This is a genomic window from Isoptericola sp. NPDC055063 (genome assembly GCF_053608125.1).
Genome location: NZ_JBSGUW010000004.1, coordinates 3,730 through 24,552 on the forward strand (window position 1 = coordinate 3,730; position 20,823 = coordinate 24,552).

Sequence of the window (20,823 nt, forward strand, 5' to 3'; positions counted from 1 at the left end):
GTGGGGTGTTGGGGTGGGTGTGGAGGTCTAAACCCACAAACCAAACAACACCCCCCCGACCCGAGGCATGTCAGGGCCGCAAGGCTCCCGCCGCCGGCGCGTCGTCACACGGCCTCCCCGAGCCGACGCTCGAGGTAGGCGCGCTCGGCGTCGTTGTCCACGAGCTCGAGGGCGCGGCGGTACTCCGCCGCCGCGTCGTCGACCCGGCCGAGCCGCTCCAGGAGGTCGGCCCGGACGGCCGGCAGGTAGTGGTAGCGGGCCAGCTCGTCCGCACCCGCCAGCTCGTCCACCAGGCCCAGGGCGACCCCGGCGCCGTCCGCCATGGACACCGCGACCGCGCGGTTCAGCGCCACGACCGGCGTCGGCCACGCCGCGAGCAGCCGGTCGTAGAACGTGACGATCTGCTGCCAGTCGGTGTCGGCGTAGGTCGGGGCCTCGGCGTGCAGCGCCGCGATCGCGGCCTGCAGGACGTAGCGCCCGGAGGCGCCGCGCCGCAGCCCGTCGATGACGAGGCCCTGCGCCTCCACGACCGCGTCGCGGTCCCACCGCGTGCGGTCCTGGTCCTCCAGCCGCAGCGGCTGCCCGTGGGCGTCGACGCGCGTGGCGCGCCGCGCGTCGGTGGCAAGCAGCAGGGCCAGCAGCCCGGCCACCTCCGGCTCGTCCGGCATCAGGGCGCGCAACGTCCGGGCCAGGTGCAGCGCGGCGTCCGCAAGGTCGCCCCGCACCAGGGACGGCCCGGACGGCGCGGCGTGCCCGGCGGTGAACAGCAGGTGCACGACGCCGAGCACGGGTCGCAGCCGGTCGGGCAGCTCGGCGGCACGCGGCATCCGGAAGGGGATGCGCGCCAGCGAGATCTTCTTCTTCGCGCGCGTCAGCCGGGCCGCCATCGTCGCCTCCGGCACCAGGAGCAGCCGCGCGACGTCCGCCGTCGCCACCCCGCACACCAGGCGCAGCGTGAGGGCGAGCTGCGCCTCGGGCGCGAGCGCCGGGTGGCAGCACAGGAACACCAGCCGCAGCCGGTCGTCCGGCACCACCGCCGCGCTCGCCGCGGCGGCCGCGGCCTCGTCGGCGCCCGCCACCTCGTCCGCGGGGTCGGCGTCGTCGTCCGCCTCGAGCAGGAGCGGCAGCTTGTCGCGGAACGTCCGCTCGCGACGCACGGCGTCCAGCGCGCGCCGCTTGGCCGCGGTGGTGAGCCAGGCGGCCGGGTTGCGCGGGACGCCGTCCTCGACCCAGCGCACCAGAGCCGTGGCGTACGCCTCCTGCACGCACTCCTCGGCGAGGTCGACGTCGCGCGCGACGCGCACCGTCGCGGCGAGCAGCAGGGCCCACTCGCGACGGTGCACGTCGGCGATCACCGCCTCGACGGTGGAACGGTCACGCACCGGGCGCCTCGACGACCCCGCCGGCCGCGACCGGCCGCACCTCGACGGTGCCGCCGTGCACCGCCGACGGGCACCGGCCGGCGATCTCCAGCGCCGCGTCGAGGTCGGGCGCCTCGACGACGTAGATGCCCGCGATGACCTCCTTGGCCTCGGCGAACGGCCCGTCGGTGACGGTGTCGCCGCTGACCGTCGTCGCCGTCTCCGACGGCTGCAGCGCGAACGCCGCCGTCATCACGCCCGCCCGGGCCAGGTCGTCCGCGTGCCGGTCGTGCTCCTCGCCGGAGCCGGCCACCGCGTTCTCGTAGAGCAGGATCGCGTACTGGGCCATGATCGTTCCCTCCATCGTGGTTCGTGCTGACACCTACTCGTCGAACGGCCCGGCGGAAATCGACAGGCGGAGCCCATCCTGTCGATCTGCCGGTCAGCAGTACACCGTCCCCATGAGCTCGCGGACGTCGGCGAGCGTGCGGTCGGCGACCTCGTTCGCCCGCGCGTTGCCCCGCGCGAGGACGTCGCGGACGACGGCCGGACCGTCGGCGGCGAGCGCGGACCGCCGCTCGCGCAGCGGCCGCAGCCCCTCCACCACCGCCTCCGTCACGACCGCCTTGAGACGCCCCGCGCCCGCGTCGCCCACCTGGTCGGCCAGCTCCTGCGGCGTCATGCCGGCGAAGTGCGCTCCGATCCGCAGCAGGTTCGCCACCTCGGGCCGCCCGTCCGGGTCGTAGGCGATGTGTCGGTCGGAGTCGGTGCGGGCGCGGCGGAAGAAACGGACCGTGTCGTCCTCCGAGGCCCGCAGCTCCAGCGCGTTGCCCCGCGACTTGCTCATCTTGGCCCCGTCGTTCCCCAGCACCGTCAACGACGGCGTGAGCAGCGCCTCCGGCTCCGGGAAGTACGGGCTCGCGGCCGCGTAGCGCTGGTTGAACCGGCGCGCGACCGTCCGCGTGGTCTCGAGGTGCGGCAGCTGGTCCAGCCCCACGGGCACGAGGTTGCCGTGGCAGAACAGGATGTCCGCGGCCTGGTGCACCGGATAGGTGAACAGCAGCCCGGACATGCCGCGGCCCTGCCGCTTCTCGGCGTCCGCGGCCTCCGCCTTGACGGTGGGGTTGCGCTCCAGCTCGGCCACGCTCACCAGCGACAGGAACGGCAGGAGCAGCTGGTTCAGCGCCGGCACGGCCGAGTGCGTGAAGACGGTGCTGCGGGCGGGGTCGATGCCCGCGGCGAGGTAGTCGAGCACCACCTCGCGCACGACGGCGGGCAGGTCGCCGGCGTCGTCCCGGTCGGTGATGACCTGGTAGTCGGCGACGACGAGGACCACCTCGACCCCGGCGTCCTGCAGCCGCACCCGGTTGTCGAGGGTGGCGAGCAGGTGGCCCAGGTGCAGGGCGCCCGTCGGGCGGTCGCCGGTGAGGACGCGGAACCGGCCCGGGTCGCGGGCGATCTCGGCCTCGATCTCGGCCGAGCGGGCCTGCGCGACGGCGGCGCTCGCGGTGGCCGCGGGCGCGACGGCGGGGGCCGGGGTGGATCCGGGGACGGCCGGCGCGGTGGGGGCGGTGGGGGCGGACAGGACGGACATGGTGCGGCTCCTTCTCAGGGTTCGCCGCCCGTCGGTCCGGCCCGGACACGAGAACGTCCCGGCTGCGACAGGCAGCTCGGGACGGGTGCTGGTGGGCGCGTCGGGTCACGGCTGCGGAGGCAGCCACCACCAGCACGCGCGCATCGACATGCCGCCATCGTACGCCCGTCGCGCCCGAGGTCCGGCCGGTGGCGGCCCCGCGACCAGGCAGAATGTGGCGGTGATCCGTTGCCTGTTCGCCCTGTCCCTCGGCGTCCTGGCGGCGTCGATCCTCGGTGACGCCCTCACGGGCGACGCGCTCTACACGACCCTGCTGATCGTGTCGATCGTCGTGGCCAGCATCTGCCTGCCGCTGACCATCATCGGCAGCGTCGTGGGGTCGATGGGCGTCACCAACCCCCGGCAGGTGGCCGCGGCCCGGGCGGCCGGACGCACGACGCTGGCCCGCGTGGTGCGCATCGACGCGACCGGGTCCAGCGTCAACGACCAGCCCGTGTGCGACGTCGAGCTGCTGGTGGTGCCGCGCCAGGGCCGCGGGCCGTACCGCACCACCACCCGACGGGTCGTGAACCTGGCGCACCTGCCGTCCATGCAGCCCGGGGCGGTCCTCGTCGTGACGCAGCTCGACCCCGAGCGCCCCGAGGTCGCGATCGACGACTCCCCCGCCCCCGAGTGGGCGGCCCGCGCGGCGGACGACCGGCAGGTGCGCGAGGCGCCCCTCGCCGACGTCTGGGCGGCCCCGCGCCAGGGGCGGGCGCCCGGCTCGATCCGGCGCGTCCCGTTCGTCGTCTTCCCGGTGCTGGCCGTGCTGGGCGGCGTCGCCGCGCTCTACCCGGCGTGGGCCGAGGCCGCCCAGCTGCTCCGGGGCAGCTCGATCGACGAGATCCGGGCCGAGAGCGACGCCGCGGCCGCCGCCGAGACGTCCATGCTCACCCCCGGCAACCTGGCGCCCGCGATGGAGGCCGTCCTGGCCCTGTCCGGCCCGGACGTCACCGACGTGGGCGTGTACGACCAGTTCGTCGTCGTCACCGCGCCCACGTCGCCCGGCGCCACCACCACCGACGAGTGGCAGTACCGCGACGGCTCCGCGGAGCGCACCGGCCCGTCGCTCATCCAGCCGGACCCGAAGGACGTGCCGGGCGAGCTGTTCGACGCCACCGAGGTCGACTGGGCCACGCTGCCCGGCCTCGTCGACGAGGCAGGGCGGCTCACCGGCATCGACGAGGAGGCTCCGTCCCTGCGCGTCGAGCGCAACGTGTTCGCGGACGAGAAGCCCAGCGCGCCCCGCGTCTCCGTCTCGACCTCCGACGACTACCACTCCGGCTGGGTGGACTTCTCCCTCGGCGGCGACGTCGTCGCGATGGGCGGCGGGGCGCCGGACTCCGAGGCCGCCGCGGCGGAGTGGGAGCGGAACGGCGAGAGCGGCTAGCCAGGCCGCGACGGCCGGGGTGGGAGAATCGGGCCGTGCCCGACCAGCCCGCCGCCCCGCCGTCCCCGTTCGCCCACGTCGTCTACTACGAGCCGCGGATCCCCGGGAACACGGGCTCGGCCATCCGGCTGGCGGCCGTCACCGGCGCCCGCCTGCACCTCGTGGAGCCGCTCGGCTTCGACCTGTCGGAGGCCAAGCTCAAGCGCGCCGGCCTCGACTACCACGACCTCGCCGTCATGGACGTGCACCCGTCGTTCGACGCCGCGCTCGACGCCCTGCCGGGCGCCCGCGTCTTCGCGTTCACCGCGCACGCGACCACCACGTACACCGACGTCGCGTTCCGGCCCGGGGACGTGCTGCTCTTCGGGCCCGAGCCCACCGGCCTGCCCGACGAGGCGATGGAGCACCCGCGCGTCACCGACCTCGTCAAGATCCCGATGCTGCCGGGTCGGCGCTCGCTGAACCTCACCAACGCCGCATCGATCGTCGTCTACGAGGCGTGGCGCCAGGCGGGCTTCGCCGGCGCGTCCTGACCCGCCGCCGGCCGCCTTGCGCGACCGGGGGCGCCTGGGATGCTCGGCACATGACCCCGCCGAGCCGCCCCTTCCCGATCGCCTCCGAGGCCGCGCCCGGCCTGGTCCTGCGCTGGGCGGGCCCGACCGTCGCCGCCCCCGACCTCGACCACCTCGCCGTCGACCTCGTCAACGCAGGCACCGAGCCCTGGGCGGCGCGGAAGGACCAGCACCTCCTCGCGGTGGGTCTGCTCCGGTCCGCCGGGGAGGAGCGCGACGGCTTCGCTTTCGCCCTCTTCGGCAGCCAGCGCTTCGCCGTCCCGCTCGGCCCCGGCGACTACGCGCGGCTGCCGGTGCAGATCGGCGGCGGCGAGTGGTCTCGCGCACGGCCCGGCCCGACGCTCGTCGACGCTGTGCTCCCCGGGATCGGCCTCGGGACGGAGGCTCCCCTGAGCGTGGACCTGACCGCCGACGACATCGCGCGGCGACGCACGGCCGCACCTGCACGCCGGGACCCGGGCGACCTCGACCGTGCGGCACGGGACCAACTCGCCACGATGTCGACCCTGCTCGCCGCCCGGGGCCGGCTGACGGAGGTCATCGACGCCGTCCTCTCCGCCGGCTCCGACGACGACGCCGTCGCCCGCGTCGCCGCCCTGCTCGGATGCGACGAGGAGCGCGCCGGGCTCGTCGTCCGTACGGGCATCGTGCGGTACCGGGACGCGGCGCGGCTGGAGGCCGAGGTCACGGCCCTGCGCGAGCGGCTGGCCGACGCGGACTCCTGACCGCGCCACGCCGGCGTCCGGTGCTCCCCCGGTTGTTGCCCCGGCGAATCCGTGATGCGGTGACACCTGCACGACGCCATCCACCGAGAGACAAGGACGTCTTCGATGTCAGCGCTGTCACGACCATGCCGTGTCGTCTACGCCGCCCTGGCCGCCGCGGCCACGGCCCTCGCCGGGCTCGCCGCCGCCCCCGCCTCCTCGGCCGGGGCCGACGAGATCGAGGTGCACGGCCTCAAGGGCGAGTACTTCGCGGCCTCCGCCCCCGACGCCCACGACTTCGCCGAGCTCGGCGGCGTCGCCCTCGACCCGAACATCGACCTGCCCAACCTGGTGCCGACCTTCGAGTCGCTCACCGGCCAGGGCGAGCACACCACCGCCCGGTGGACCGGGAACCTCACGGCCCCCGCGACCGGCGACTACACGTTCTACGCCATCGGCGACAACGGCTTCCGGATGTTCCTCGACGAGGAGCCCGTCATCGACCACTGGGTGGGCGACTGGGACGTGGAGCAGACCAGCGAGACCGTGCACCTGGAGGCCGGCGAGGCCCACACGTTCCGGATGGAGCTGTTCCAGGACGTCGGCGGCGCCAACCTGTTCCTGCGCTGGTCCGGGCCTGGGATCGACAAGCAGGTCGTGCCCACCTCGGCGTTCACCCCGCCGGATGACTACGAGGTCTTCCCCGTGGAGCTGACCACGCAGAAGGAGGGCACGCTCCTGACGGCACGGTTCGAGGAGCCGGTGTCCGACCTCGGCACGCTCACCGACCACCTGACCGTCGAGGCCGACACCGTGCCCATGCCGGTCGAGGACGTGGCGGTGGACCCGAAGGACGACACGAAGGTCCAGGTCTCGCTCTCCGCGCCGGTCCAGCAGGGACAGCGCGTCCGGTTCGACTACGACGGCGAGGGCGGCCTCGTCGTCGGCGGCGAGCCGGTGCCCGCGATCCTGCGCGACGCCACCAACGAGTCGACCCACCGCCTCCTGACCCCGTGGGGCGAGAAGCTCGACCGGAAGCACCCGCTGCCCGAGTACCCGCGCCCGCAGCAGGAGCGCGCGCAGTGGCGCAACCTCAACGGGCCGTGGCAGTTCGAGGCCGCCGAGGCGGGCGCCACGCCGACGTTCGGCGAGGACCTCGACGAGCGGATCACCGTGCCGTTCCCCGTCGAGTCCCAGCTGTCCGGGATCGAGCGCCACGAGGACCACATGGTGTACCGCAAGGAGGTCACCGTGCCCCGGGGCTGGCAGCAGCGGGGCCAGCGCGTGAAGCTCAACTTCGGCGCGGTCGACTACCGGGCCACCGTGTACGTCAACGGCGAGCAGGTGGCCGAGCACACCGGCGGCTACACGGCGTTCAGCGCCGACATCACGGACGCCCTGCGCGGCCGCGGCACGCAGGAGATCGTCGTCGCGGTCTCCGACACCACGGGGAAGAACCAGCCGCGCGGCAAGCAGGTGCAGGACCCGAGCGGCATCTGGTACACGCCGTCGTCCGGCATCTGGCAGACGGTGTGGATGGAGCCGGTGCCGGCGTCGTCGATCGACGACCTGCGCACCACCCCCGACGTCGAGGACGACAGCCTCGAAGTCGTGGCCGTCTCCGCCGGCGCGTCCGAGGACGCCGTCGTCACGGCCGTGGCCCGCGACACCCGCGGCAGGGAGGTGGGTCGCGTGAGCGGGCCCGCCGACGAGCCGCTCACGCTGGGGCTGACCGGCGGCACGACCCACCTGTGGAGCCCGGACGACCCGTACCTGTACGACCTCGACGTGACGCTGCGCGACGGCGCCACCACGGACCGGATGCGCAGCTACTTCGCGATGCGGTCGGTGGGCGTCGAGCAGGTGGGCGGTGTGCCGAAGATGGTCCTGAACGGCGAGCCGGTCTTCTCTCTCGCGATGCTGGACCAGGGCTTCTACCCCGACGGGCTGTACACGCAGCCGAGCGACGACGCGCTCGTCTTCGACCTGAAGGCGCAGAAGGACCTCGGCTTCAACGCGGTGCGCAAGCACATCAAGGTCGAGCCGATGCGGTGGTACTACCACGCGGACCGACTGGGCCTGATGGTGTGGCAGGACTTCGTCTCGGGAGACCTGACCGACGCCGCGGGCCGGCAGGCCTTCCTGGACCAGGGCAAGGCCGAGATGGCGCAGCTGCACAACTCGCCGTCGGTCGTGGGCTGGATCCCGTTCAACGAGGGCTGGGGCGAGTGGGACAGGGAGGTCACCGGCCAGATCGCCGACGAGGTCAAGGAGATCGACCCCACCCGAATCGTCAACGCCCACAGCGGCGTGAACTGCTGCGACTCCAAGGGTGACTCCGGCAAGGGCGAGGTGATCGACCACCACGACTACACCAACACCGACCCGCCGTTCCCCGACGAGACCCGGATGGCGATGGACGGCGAGCACGGCGGGTTCACGCTGCGCACGCCGGGCCACCAGTGGCCGGGCGCGCCGGCGGCGATCTACAGCGGCGTCGCGGACAAGGCCGCGCTCACGAAGAAGTACGTCGACAACACGCGCGAGTTCTACCTCGCCCGCGCGGGTGACGACCTGTCCGGCTCGATCTACACGCAGGTCACCGACCTGGAGACCGAGCTCAACGGGTTGTGGACCTACGACCGCAAGGAGATCAAGGTCGACCCCGGCCCGGTCCGGGCGATCAACGAGCAGGTGATCGAGGCGGGCGCGAACGCCGGCCGCTGACCCACGACAGTGCGAGGGGCGTCCGGGCGCGTGCCCGGGCGCCCCTCGTCGTCGCCGGCGTGCGGCTAGGCCTGGGCCGGCGCCAGCACCTCGACCCGGTTGCCGGCGCCGTCGCGGGTGTGGAACCGGACGTAGCCGGTGAACGACGCGCGCTCGGTCCGGTCGACGTCGAAGCCCGCGCTCTCGAGCCGGTCCGCGACGGCGTCGAGCGTGGCGACGTCGTCGACGACGAGCGCCGGGTGGGCCTTGCGCGCCGGGGCGAACAGGTCCTCGACGCCGACGTGGATCTCGGCGACGACCGCGCCCGCGTCGTCGTAGCCACGGAACCAGCAGCCGCCGCGGCCCGCCAGCTCCGGCGGCTTCGGCACCTCGGTCAGCCCGAGCCCGGCGCCGTAGAACGCGCGGGCGGCGTCCTCGCCGCCCGCGGGGCAGGCCACCTGGACGTGGTGCAGTCGCATGTCGTCTCCTCGTCGTCGAAGTTTCTCGACGTCAAGATACTTCACGTCGAGACTTCCAGGGCCCTCGCCGGCGCGAGCTCAGCCCTCCAGCAGCCAGGTCGCCGCGCGGCGCAGCAGCTCGGCGTGCGACGGCGAGTCGTAGGAGCGGCCGTCGTGACCGAGGCCGGAGTACACGGTGCGCCCGCCGTGCCCGTCGGCGACCCACACCGCGGGGTGCCGCTCGCCCTCGTCGTCGACCACCCACCCCAGCACCTGCGACGTGGGCGCCACGCGCAGCCGGCAGTAGCGCTCGTCGACGACGTCGACGGACCCCAGGCCCTCCGTGATCGGGTGGGCGCCCACGGCGAGCGGCACGGTGGTCGGCCCGAGCGGCGGGTGCATCGAGGCCCCCGGCACCCACCGGCCGCCGAGCACCTCCTCCCAGGCGGGGTGGTCGCCGAACGCGTTGGCCGCCTGGTGCACGGCGAGGATCCGGCCGCCGGCGCGCGCCCACGCGTCGAGGCGCGCGTGGAACGGCGCCCACGCCGCGTCGTCGGGGCCGATGCCGGCCTCCCGGAGGCCCGGCCACGGGCTGCCCGCGTTGACGACAAGCAGGTCGACGTCGTCGAGGTCGTCGAGCGCGTCGGGGAACGTGCTGCGCACGACGACCTCAGGGGCGCCGCCGCCGACCTCCAGCGCCGAGAGCACCAGCGCCAGCCGGTGGGACGTCGCGGCGTGGTCGTGCCAGGGGTCCTCGTGGCGGCCGCGGCCGGCCAGGATCAGGATGCGTGCGTTCGAAGCGGAGGTCACGGGCCCTGAGCGTGGCGCAGACGCCGCGCGCACGCCACCGCCCACGCAGACGAGTTTCGCCCTTCGTATTGAGTAAATGCCCGAGTTGTGGTCTGGTGTGCTCCGAAAGACAACGCTGTCAGTCGGTGGCGAACCCTGCCGCCCCGAGCCACGAGGTCACTGATGCCTTCACGCCCGACCACCCCACCCCCGACCCACCCGCCGCGGCCCCGCGCCACCTCGCGCGCCCGCTGCCTGCAGCTCACCGTCTCCCCCGTCCTCGCGCTCGCGCTCGGCGCCACCGGCGTCGGCGTCGCGGGCGTCGCGACGGCGGCCCCGGCCCCGGCCGGCGACGGCGGGTCGTTCTTCACGTCGTTCGAGCCCGACGACCCGCAGCCCACCTGGGACAGCGAGGCCGAGCAGGGCCCCGACGGCCCCCGCTCGTCGGGCGTCGTCGGCACCACCGTGCTGGAGCGCAGCCCCAGCACCCCGGTCGGCGACAACCTGCTGGGCGACGCGACCGACGCCCTCGCCTGGGAGGGCCCGTTCCAGAACGGCGTCGGCAACGTGCCCGGCACGCTCGAGCCGACCTCCGCGACCGGCGACTCCGCCATGCACTGGGCGATGCAGTCGGCCGGCGAGACCTGGGTCCAGGTGCCGCTGCCCGACCTCGAGCGCGGCGTCCCGATGCGCGCGTCGGTGACCCTCAGCGGCAGCGGCACCGTGTTCCTCAACGTCTACGACGGCAACCGCGACGTCGGTGGCGAGGAGGTCACGCTCACGGCCGAGCCGAAGACCGTGACCGTCGACATCGCGCGCCCGGCCAGCGGCGGCGGGCGCCCGCAGTTCCAGGTCCGCACGCACAACAGCGGCGCGCTCGACGTCGAGATCGCCGACGCGTCCGTGCAGCGGCTGAAGCCCGGCACGATCGACTTCCCCGGCGACGTCACGGGCTCCGTCACGAAGGTGACCGCCAGCGGCGAGAACGCCCCGAACGAGGTGGCCGCCAACCTGGCCGACGGCGACGTCAGCACCAAGTGGCTGGTCGGCTCCCGGACGCCGTCGGTGACCTACGAGCTCGAGCAGGCCGCCCCCGTCGCGACCTACGCGCTCGCGTCGGCGGGCGACGCCCCCGACCGCGACCCGCGCTCCTGGAAGCTCGAGGGCTCGAACGACGGCGACGCCTGGACGACGCTCGACACCCGCACCAACCAGGGCTTCGCCGAGCGCCTCGAGACCCGCCGGTACACCGTCGAGAAGCCGCAGTCGTTCCGCTTCTACCGCCTCAAGGTCACCGAGAACTCCGGCAGCGACGGCACGCAGCTCGCCGAGTGGCTCGTCTCCACCGAGGCCGCCCCGGCCACCCCGATGGCGACGACGCTGGGCACCGGCCCGGCCAGCGCCTACGCCGCCAAGACGCAGGCCGGCTGGACCGGCACGCACGCCCTCCGCTACGCGGGCAGCCAGACCGCCGAGGGTCGCGGGTACGCGTACAACCGCGTGCTCGACGTCGACGTGCCCGTCGGCGAGGACACGCAGCTGTCGTACAAGGTGTTCCCCGAGGCGTCCGAGAAGGACCAGTCGTACGCGAGCACCCACGTCGCCGTCGACCTCGCGTTCACCGACGGGACCTACCTCAGCGACCTCGCGGCCACCGACGGCCACGGCTTCGCCCTCGACCCCCAGGGCCAGGGCGACGCGAAGTCGCTGTACGTCAACCAGTGGAACGCCGTGCAGAGCGACCTCGGCGCCGTCGCCGCCGGCAAGACGGTCGACCGCGTCCTCGTCGGCTACGACGACGCGGCCGGGCCCGCCGACTTCAGCGGCTGGGTGGACGACATCTCCCTCGCCGACGCGCCGCCGCAGAACACCTCCGAGCACCCCTCGGACCACGTCCTGACGACGCGCGGCACCAACTCCACCGGCGACTTCTCACGCGGCAACAACATCCCCGCCACGGCGGTGCCGCACGGCTTCAACTTCTGGACTCCGTCGACCGACTCCGGGTCCACGAACTGGCTGTACGCCTACCAGAAGGACAACGACGGCCAGAACCGGCCGCAGATCGAGTCGTTCAACCTGAGCCACGAGCCGAGCCCGTGGATCGCCGACCGGCAGATGTTCCAGGTGATGCCGTCCGCCGCGACCGGCACGCCGGACGCGACCCGCTCCGTGCGGGCCAAGACCTTCAGCCACGACAACGAGACCGCGCGCCCGTACTACTACGGCGTCACGTTCGACGACGGCATGAAGACCGAGATCGCGCCCACCGACCACGCGGCGATGTTCCGGTTCACGTTCACCGGCGACGAGTCGAACGTCCTGTTCGACAACGTGCGCAACGACGGCGGCCTGACCCTCGACCCCGAGACCGGCACCCTGTCCGGCTACACGGACGTCGCGGGCGGCAGCCAGAGCAACGGCTACAAGCGGATGTACGTCTACGCGACGTTCGACCGGGCGGCCACCGCGGGCGGCAAGCTCGACCCGGGCGGCCGCGACAAGGTGGCCGGCTACCTGACGTTCGACACCTCGACCACCAAGACGGTCGAGATGCGGATCGCGACGTCGCTCATCGGCGTCGAGCAGGCCGAGCACAACCTGGACCTCGAGATCGCCGGCGACGACACGTTCGAGCAGGTGCGCGACCGCGCGCAGGACCTGTGGGACGCCAAGCTCGGCGTCATCGACGTGGAGGGCGCCTCCCAGGACCAGCTCACCACGTTCTACTCGAACCTCTACCGCCTGAACCTCTACCCGAACTCCGGGCACGAGAACGTCGGCACGGCCGCCGACCCCGAGTGGAAGCACGTGGACCAGTCGGGCACGAGCCTCGACCCCGCGCCCGCGGGCACCACGGCCACGAAGACGGGGGCGAAGGTCGTCGACGGGAAGGTCTACGTCAACAACGGCTTCTGGGACACCTACCGCACCACGTGGCCCGCGTACTCCCTGCTCTACCCGGGGGACGCCGCCGAGATGGTCGACGGGATGACCCAGCAGTACGACGACGGCGGCTGGGTCTCGCGCTGGTCCGCCCCGGGCTACGCGAACTCCATGACCGGCACCAGCTCCGACGTCGCCTTCTCCGACGCGCTGAACAAGGGCGTCGACGACATCGACGTCCAGCGGGCGTACGACGCGGCGCTGAAGAACGCGTCCGTGGCCCCGCCGAACGAGCACGTGGGCCGCAAGGGCCAGGAGCAGGCGACGTTCCTCGGGTACACGCCCGCCTCGACGCACGAGAGCGCGTCGTGGTCGCTGGAGGACTACCTCAACGACTACGGCATCGCGACGATGTCGAAGACGCTGCTGGACTCCACCGACGCCTCCGACCCGCGCCACCAGGAGTACGCGGACAACTACGAGTACTACCTGAACCGCTCGCAGAACTACGTGCGCCTGTTCGACCCGGAGACCGGCTTCTTCCGGGCCAAGGACGCCGACGGCGACTGGTCGCAGTCGGCCGCCGACTTCGACCCGCGGGAGTGGGGCAGCCCGTACACGGAGACCGACGGCTGGAACTTCGCGTTCCACGCCGTCCAGGACCCCCAGGGCCTGGCGAACCTGTACGGCGGGCGGGACAAGCTCGCCGACAAGCTCGACGAGTTCTTCAGCACGCCCGAGACGGCGCAGTTCCCCGGCGCGTACGGCGGCGTCATCCACGAGATGCGCGAGGCCAAGGCCGTCCGGATCGGCCAGTGGGGCCTGAGCAACCAGGTCTCGCACCACATCCCGTACCTGTACGACGCCGTCGGCCAGCCGTCGAAGACGCAGGAGATCGTCCGTGAGGCGCTCGCCCGCGGCTTCGTGGGCAGCGAGATCGGCCAGGGCTACCCGGGCGACGAGGACAACGGCGAGATGTCCGGCTGGCAGGTCTTCAACGCGCTCGGCTTCTACCCGCTCCAGGTGGGCAGCCCCACCTACGCGATCGGCTCCCCGCTGTTCACGAAGGCGACGATCCACCTCGCCGGCGGCAAGGACCTCGTGCTCAGCGCGCCGGAGAACAGCGCGAAGAACATCTACATCCAGGGCGTCACCGTGAACGGCAAGCCCCAGACGTCGACGTCCTTCACGCACGAGCAGCTCACCGCGGGCGGGACGATCGAGTTCGACATGGGCCCGACGCCGTCCGCGTGGGGCACCGGCGACGACGACGCCCTCCCGTCGATCACGCAGGGGGACGACGTGCCCGACCCGCTCGCCGACGTCACCGGCCCGAAGAAGGGGACGGCCAGCACGGACGACGCCGTCGCGAAGGCCGGCGCGCTGTTCGACGACACGTCGGCCACGTCGACGACGTTCACGTCGGCCAAGCCCTCCGTGGCCTACGAGCTCGAGGGGCGCACGGCCCGCGTGACCATGTACACGCTGACCTCCGCCTCCGAGCAGGGCGCCGACCCGAAGGCCTGGACCCTGCAGGGCTCGGCCGACGGCAAGAAGTGGGTCACCCTCGACACCCGGCGCGGGCAGAAGTTCGCCGAGCGTCAGCAGACGCGGGCGTTCTCCGTGGCCGACCCGGGGATCTACGGGCACTACCGGCTCGTCGTGACCTCCTCCCAGGACAAGGCCACCTCGCTGTCCGAGGTGGAGCTGCTGGCCCACCAGCCGCGCGTCGCGGAGATCGCCGACGTCGTCGATGCCGCCCGGCACGACAAGCTGATCCCCGCGCGCACGGCGCGGGAGCTGGGCGACGTCCTCGACGCCGCCCGGGCGGCGGAGGCCGAGGGCGACGCCGACGGCGTCCGTGCCCAGGTGCGCGCGCTCAAGGCCGTCATGGACACGACGCCGGAGAGCCGCCTGCCCGACCGCGTGCGCGAGGACCTCGAGCTGGTCGTCTCGCAGTGGGTCGGCGACGGCGAGGGCCTCGACCTCGCCCGGGCGCAGATCGGCGACCTGACCCGCAGCGGCGACGTCAACAAGGGCCTCTCGCGCACCCTCCTCGACCTGGTCGACGAGGCGCAGGACGCCGCCGACGGCAACCACGCCGCCCCGCTCGCGAAGGCGCTGGCCGACCTCCGCTCGACCGTCGCCGACGCGAAGGAGAACAAGGTGAGCAAGCTCGCGAAGGCGGCCCTGCTGCCGCTCCTGGACGAGCTGATCGCCTCCCCGCCGTCGACCGTGCGGGCCACCCGCGCGGCCGAGGTGCTCATGGGCGACTACGACACCGGCAAGGCCTGGTGGCCGTCGAGCTGGTGGAACTCCGCCGTCGCGACGGAGACCGTCATCGAGTACATGCAGCGCACCGGCGACCTGAGCTACCTGCCGCAGGTGGAGCGCACGTTCGAGCGCAACAAGGGGAAGTTCCCCGCGGGCGAGCTCTCCGGCGACGAGCTGTGGGGCAACTTCACCAGCCGCGCGATCGACGACTCCGAGTGGTGGGGCCTCGCCTGGGTCCAGGCGTACGACCTCACCGGCGACCAGAAGTACCTCGACATGGCGGAGACCATCGGCGAGTTCGTCAACGGCTACTGGGACACCAGCACCTGCGGCGGCGGCGTGTGGTGGGACGCCGAGCGCACGTACAAGAACGCCGTCACGAATGGGCTGTGGGTCCGGCTGAGCGCCGAGCTCCACAACCGCATCGACGGCGACACCACGTGGCTCGCCCGCTCCCAGGCCGGCTGGGACTGGATCACCTCCAGCGGCATGATCAACGCCGACGGGCTGGTGAACGACGGCCTGAACGGTGACTGCGAGAACAACGGCGGCACCGTGTGGACGTACAACCAGGGCGTGTTCCTGGGCGGCGGCCTCGAGCTGTACCGGGCCACCGGCGACGCGTCGGTCCTCGCGACCGTGCGCAAGCTCGCTGACGCCGGCACCACCGACCCGGAGCTGGTCACCGACGGGATCCTCACCGAGGAGTGCGACCCGGCCGGCACCTGCGACGACAACGCCAAGCAGTTCAAGGGGATCTTCCTGCGCTACGTGGGCGACCTCAACGACGCCCTCGACGACCACCCGTACCAGGAGTTCGTCGACCGGCAGGCGGGGTCCGTGTGGGCCCACGACCGCAACGGCGACGACCGCCTCGGCCTGCGCTGGGCCGGCGGCAGCGGGTCCGAGAAGGCCAACGTGTACGACTGGCGCACCCAGGCCAGCGCGCTGAGCGCCCTGCTGGCGAACATCCCGGCGACGGACGGCTGACCCCGCCCGTCACCACCCCGAGGGCCGTCGTCCGACCGGACGGCGGCCCTCGGTGCGTCCAGAGCCGGTCAGACCCACTGGTGGCGCAGGGCGTACCACCCGAGCTGGAGGCGTGTGGTGACCCGGGCCGCGTCCATCAGTCCGCGCAGGCGCCGCTGGACGGTGCGCTGCGACGTGCCGAGCTGCTTGGCCATCGCCGCGTCGGTCAGGCCGGCCAGCATGAGCTGGAGGAGCTGGGCGTCCTCGACACCCAGCTCCTGGTCCGCCCGGTACGGCCGGGCGTGCCGCCAGACGGCGTCGAACAGCGACTGCGCGAGCCGCGCGAGAGGGCCGCGCAGCACGACGGCCGCGTCCGGCGACACCTTGGCCAGCGCGACCGAGCCGTCGGCGAGGAGCACCTTCGGCACCTCCTCGTCGGAGATCCGCACCTCCTGGCCGGCGGCGAGCCACTCGTCGATCTTGCGCAGCGCCCCCGGCTCCTGGAGGAACAGGGCGTCGACGACGAACCGGTACTCCAGGTCGGGGCGGATCGTGGTCAGCCGGTGCAGCTCCGGCCCGAGGCCCGGCGGGCGCCAGTCCGGGTCGAGGGTCGCGACCACCGGGACCACCGTGTTCGTCCCGGTCTGGAAGGCGCAGAACGTCTCGCGCGCCCCCACCTCGAGCTGCGTGACGCGCGCGGCCTGCGCGTCGCCCTCCACCAGCTCCACCATCCCGTCGACCGAGGACGAGTCGCGCTGGGCGTGGAACGCCTCGACCAGCTCGGCGTAGGTGGTCTCGTCGCGGCGGAGCCGCTCGCGCGACCGCTCGACGACGGGGCGCAGCGCGACCTCCGGGGAGACCGCCCGCCATCGCCCCTCGCCCGTGCGCAGCAGCAGCTCGTCCGCGGCGAGGCGCTCGAACGAGGCGCGCACGGCCTCGACGTCCCGGCCCAGCGTCGCGGCCGCGGCCTCGGCCGTGCTGCCGGCGCCGGTCATCGTCAGCCGGTACACGGCCTCGTCGTCGTCCCGCAGCGTCGCGTCCAGGTCCCCCAGCACGTGGCGATTATCCGCCATGGCACGACCTCGCCAGGTGCCCCGGGGGCCCGGCCGCCCCGCCGTGCGTCACAGTGGGCCCACCGAAGGGAGACCGACATGAACCGTCATGCCCGGACACGCAAGGGCGTCACCGCCGTCGCCGCGCTCGCGCTGCTCGCCGGGGGCGCCACCGCCGCGGCGGCCGACGACGCGCCCCCCGCCGACACGCCCCCGGCGACGCCCCCCGAGGGCGCCGCGGCCGAGCCCGGCACCACCGCGCGGTTCACGCTCGTGACCGGCGACGTCGTCACCGCCCGCATCGACCCCGACGGCGACGTCGCCGAGGCGCGCATCGAGGGCGACGAGCAGGTCACCACCACCTACGTCGACGGCGACGAGACCTACCTCGTGCCGCCCGACGCGCAGCCCCTGGTCGACGCCGGCGTGCTCGACGAGCGCTTCTTCGACCTCGCGCTGCTGTGGCGCGACGGGTACGACGACGCCTCCCGCGACACGCTGCCCGTCATCGTGGAGCGCGCCGACGGAGCGGCACCCCGGGCGGCCGCCCGCGGCACGACCACCACCGTCGAGCTCCCCGCCATCGACGCGACGGCGCTGTCGATCGACAAGGACCGCGCGGCCGCCGCGTGGGCGGGGCTCGAGCCCGGCTCCGGGGCGCGCTCCGCGAGCGGCGTCGAGCGCCTCTGGCTCGACGCGAAGGTGCACGGCACCGCGGTCACCGACCTGCCGCCAACGGTCCCCCTCACCGGCGCGGACGCGGCCCACGACCTCGGCCTCGACGGCTCGGGCGTCCGCGTCGCCGTGCTCGACACCGGGTACGACCAGCAGCACCCCGACCTCGCCGGCCAGGTCGTCGAGTCGCGGAGCTTCGTGCCCGCGAGCGCCGGCACGATCCAGGACGGCAGCGGCCACGGCACGCACACCGCGTCCACCGTGGCGGGCACCGGCGCCGCCTCCGACGGCCGGTACGCGGGGATGGCTCCCGGCGCCGACCTCCTCGTGGGCAAGGTGCTCGGCGACGACGGGTCGGGCCTGACGTCCGGGATCCTCGCCGGGATGCAGTGGGCCGTCGACGAGGGCGCCGACGTCGTCTCGATGTCCCTCGGCGACTCGTCCGCCACCGCGTGCGTCGGGCCCGACGTCGACCTCGTCGAGGAGCTCTCCGACGAGGCGCTGTTCGTGATCGCCGCCGGGAACGAGGGCCTGCGCGGCCAGGTCTCGACGCCCGGCTGCGCGCCGTCGGCCCTCACCGTCGGCGCCGTGGACCGCGACGACGCGACCGCGTACTTCTCCAGCCGGGGCCCGTCCGTGGGCGGCGCGGCGGCCAAGCCCGACATCGCCTCCCAGGGCGTCGAGGTGGTCGCGGCGCGCACCGGCGGCGGCAGCGACCTGCCGTACGTGGCCATGTCCGGCACCTCGATGGCGACCCCGCACGTCGCGGGGGGCGCGGCCCTGGTGCAGCAGGCGCACCCGGACTGGACGCCCGTGCAGGTCAAGGACGCGCTCACGTCGTCCGCCGCGGCGACCGACGCCCCCGTGCTCGAGCAGGGTGCCGGGCCGATGGACGCCGGCCGCGCCGTCGGCCAGCCGGTCACGGCCCCCGCGGGCGTCGACCTCGGGACGTACGCGTCCCCGCAGGCGGGGCTCGACCCGGTGCGGCGCACGGTGACGCTCACCAACACGTCCGACGCCGACGTGGCTCTCCGGCTCAGCCTGCGCACGTTCGGCGACGACGGCACGGTCGTGCCGACGCCGGTCCTCGCCCTCGACAGAGGTCCGCGCCAGGTCGTGGTGCCCGCGCACGGGACGGCCGACGTCCCCGTCGTCGTCGACCCTGCGCAGCACGTCAAGGACGGCGCCTACGGGACCGTCACGGGCCGCCTGGTCGGCGTCGGCGCCGACGGCGTGCGGGTCACCGTGCCCGTGTGGGCGGAGCTGACGCCCCCCATGGCGACGGTGACCGTCGAGACGATCGACCGGCGGGGAGAGCCGGCCGACTCCTTCTCGAGCTTCCAGGTGATCGACGCCCAGCGCGGCAGGTCCCCGCGGTACGGGGTCGGTGACGGCAGCGTCCAGCTCTCCCTGCCGTACGGCACGTACGACTTCTCCGGCGTGATCCTCACCCGGGACGCGGCGGGCCACCACGGCCAGGTCGACTCCGTCACGCAGGTCGTCGACGACGGCGTGCGCATCGACGGCGACACGACCGTGCGGCTCGACGCCCGCGACGCCACGGAGCTCACGTGGCGCACGGACCGCCCCTCGGAGCCGCAGGGCTTCTCGATCGGCTTCACGTACGGCCTCGCGGAGAACGGCGCGATGCGGACCGGGACGCTCACCACCGTGCCCTCGTACGTGAACCACCTGTTCACGACGCGCACCCGGGTGGACGACCGCTTCACCTTCGAGGCGACGGCGCGGCTCGTCGCGCCGCGGCTGACGATGACCTCCTCGGGCGGCCGCACGGTCGACGACCTGCCCGTGGCGCTCGCCCCCGAGTTCGACGGCGAGGTCTCGGCCCCGCTCGTCTCCGTCGGCCCGGGCACCACGGCCAACCTCGAGGCCGCCGACGTCGAGGGCAAGGTCGTGCTGCTCGACGCGGCGTCGGCCGTCCAGGGCGGCAACACGCTGATGTGGGACCGCGCGCTCAAGGGCCGCGGCGCGCTCGGCGTCCTCGCGTACTCGTCGTCGGCGCAGGGCCGGATCACCACCTCGGGGGCCGGGGTGTCCCTGCCCATGGTGACGATCACCCGGGAGGACGGCGAGGCCCTGCTGGCCGAGGCCGAGGCCGGCCCGGTGACGATGACGTGGTCCGGGCAGCCGGTGGCGACCAGCCCGTACCTCTACAACGTGGCCACCGTTGTCGACGGCTCGGTGCCCTCGGGTCCCCAGCGGGTGCGCGACGTCGACCTCGCCACCGTGCCGACGCAGTACTCCTCGCAGGGCCTCGACTCCCGGCCCCTGTACCTGGACCTGGCCCTCGAGCTGCCCGGGGCGAGCGGGGTGTACGCGGGCGGGTCGATGCTCCCGGCCGCCGCCCCGCTGGAGCGCACCGAGTACTACACGGCGTCCGAGGACGTGCGGTGGACCACGATCACCCGCCTGACGACCAACCTGTCGAGCGCGGCGTCCTACGAGGGGCCGCGGACGTACCAGCCGGGCGTCGTCGAGCCGACGTCGTGGCTGCGCGCCCCGCTCGGCGCGGTGTCGAACACGAACGGCGTCCCGCTGGTCGAGCGGTCGCTCGACGGGCTGGCGGTGAGCCTGGGCGTCTGGGGCGACGCCGCCGGGCACGACTCGACCGGCCTGTTCATGGCCGACTCCTGGGCCCGCACGCTGTGGGTCGACGGCACGCGGGTCGTCCCCGCCGCGGGGACCTACGCCGTGCCGTCCGGGCGCAGCGAGGTGCACCTGCAGCAGACGTTCACGCGCCGCCCCGCCCCGGGCAGCGTCCTCGGGCTCGGGTTCACCACCGACTGGACGTTCCCGACCGAGCGCACGGCGCAGGGCACGCAGCCGCTCCTGGTGCCGCACGTCGACGTCGCGACGGACCCCACCGGCCGTGTCCCGGCCGGGCAGCCGGTGCGGGTGACGCTCGGCGCGACGTCGGACGCGACGCGCCGGCCGGTCGACCTGGCGACGGCGACGCTCCAGTACGCCACCGGGGCGCAGACCGCCCTCGCCCAGGTCACCGACTGGCGGGACGTCCCCGTGACGCGCGGGGCCGACGGGACCTGGACGGCCGAGGTGCCGAACGACCAGGCGGCCGGCGGGTTCGTGCACCTGCGGACGGTGCTGACCGGCGCGGACGGCGGCCGCGTGGAGCAGTCGATGCTGCGGGTGCTCTCCGTGGCGGGCTGATCCCGGCAGAGGTCGGTACGGAGCGCGGGGGGGGGGGGATGGGGGGGGAGGGGGAAGAGGAGGTGGGGGGCGGAGTGGTCGTCGTCGAAACGGCGTCAGTGCTGGGGTGGGTAGTGTTCTCGTCAGTGCTCATGGCGCCCCCCTCCGCGGCCTGACACATTTGGT

Annotated in this window: 12 protein-coding genes; 6 read left to right on the top strand and 6 right to left on the bottom strand. The window is 73.8% G+C overall.

Annotated features, from left to right (window positions below):
• Nucleotides 1-104: 104 nt before the first annotated feature.
• From ACWF41_RS05805 to trpS, 3 genes are all read right to left on the bottom strand, one after another.
• Nucleotides 105-1,382, bottom strand: coding sequence for an RNA polymerase sigma factor (locus tag ACWF41_RS05805; protein WP_380325588.1), 1,278 nt, complete (start codon nucleotides 1,380-1,382; stop codon nucleotides 105-107).
• Entirely contained in the window at nucleotides 1,375-1,710 is a 336-nt protein-coding gene (locus ACWF41_RS05810; protein ID WP_380325591.1) for a YciI family protein, read from the bottom strand. Before ACWF41_RS05810 ends, ACWF41_RS05805 begins: the two co-directional genes overlap by 8 nt.
• A gap of 93 nt (nucleotides 1,711-1,803) precedes the next feature.
• Nucleotides 1,804-2,955, bottom strand: coding sequence for a tryptophan--tRNA ligase (gene trpS, locus ACWF41_RS05815; protein ID WP_380325594.1), 1,152 nt, complete (start codon nucleotides 2,953-2,955; stop codon nucleotides 1,804-1,806).
• A 220-nt stretch (nucleotides 2,956-3,175) separates the two neighbouring features.
• Here trpS and ACWF41_RS05820 point away from each other — a divergent pair, with 220 nt between their 5' ends.
• From ACWF41_RS05820 to ACWF41_RS05835, 4 genes are all read left to right on the top strand, one after another.
• The gene (locus ACWF41_RS05820; protein ID WP_380325597.1) at nucleotides 3,176-4,384 is read left to right on the top strand and encodes a hypothetical protein; all 1,209 of its coding nucleotides are present in this window, start codon (nucleotides 3,176-3,178) and stop codon (nucleotides 4,382-4,384) included.
• Nucleotides 4,385-4,419: 35 nt separating this feature from the next.
• Nucleotides 4,420-4,917, top strand: coding sequence for a tRNA (cytidine(34)-2'-O)-methyltransferase (locus ACWF41_RS05825; protein ID WP_380325599.1), 498 nt, complete (start codon nucleotides 4,420-4,422; stop codon nucleotides 4,915-4,917).
• A gap of 50 nt (nucleotides 4,918-4,967) precedes the next feature.
• Entirely contained in the window at nucleotides 4,968-5,681 is a 714-nt protein-coding gene (locus ACWF41_RS05830) for a hypothetical protein (RefSeq protein WP_380325601.1), read from the top strand.
• Between the two features lie 105 nt (nucleotides 5,682-5,786).
• A complete protein-coding gene (locus ACWF41_RS05835; RefSeq protein ID WP_380325604.1) occupies nucleotides 5,787-8,387 on the top strand; it encodes a PA14 domain-containing protein in 2,601 nt (866 codons plus the stop codon).
• 65 nt (nucleotides 8,388-8,452) lie between these two features.
• Here the strand turns inward: ACWF41_RS05835 and ACWF41_RS05840 are convergent, their stop codons facing one another.
• Together ACWF41_RS05840 and ACWF41_RS05845 are read right to left on the bottom strand one after the other, a co-directional pair.
• Nucleotides 8,453-8,845, bottom strand: a complete 393-nt coding sequence (locus tag ACWF41_RS05840; RefSeq protein WP_380318033.1) for a VOC family protein — start codon at nucleotides 8,843-8,845, stop codon at nucleotides 8,453-8,455.
• A gap of 78 nt (nucleotides 8,846-8,923) precedes the next feature.
• Entirely contained in the window at nucleotides 8,924-9,634 is a 711-nt protein-coding gene (locus tag ACWF41_RS05845) for a ThuA domain-containing protein (RefSeq protein WP_380318030.1), read from the bottom strand.
• Between the two features lie 162 nt (nucleotides 9,635-9,796).
• Between ACWF41_RS05845 and ACWF41_RS05850 the strand changes: the two genes are divergently transcribed.
• Nucleotides 9,797-15,763, top strand: coding sequence for a GH92 family glycosyl hydrolase (locus ACWF41_RS05850; protein WP_380318027.1), 5,967 nt, complete (start codon nucleotides 9,797-9,799; stop codon nucleotides 15,761-15,763).
• Nucleotides 15,764-15,831: 68 nt separating this feature from the next.
• On the opposite strand, the gene ACWF41_RS05855 is transcribed toward ACWF41_RS05850, so the two are convergent.
• Entirely contained in the window at nucleotides 15,832-16,815 is a 984-nt protein-coding gene (locus tag ACWF41_RS05855) for a hypothetical protein (RefSeq protein WP_380318024.1), read from the bottom strand.
• A 78-nt stretch (nucleotides 16,816-16,893) separates the two neighbouring features.
• Here ACWF41_RS05855 and ACWF41_RS05860 point away from each other — a divergent pair, with 78 nt between their 5' ends.
• Nucleotides 16,894-20,658 (top strand): S8 family serine peptidase, encoded by a 3,765-nt coding sequence (locus tag ACWF41_RS05860; RefSeq protein WP_380318021.1) that lies wholly within the window; start codon nucleotides 16,894-16,896, stop codon nucleotides 20,656-20,658.
• Nucleotides 20,659-20,823: the final 165 nt, after the last annotated feature.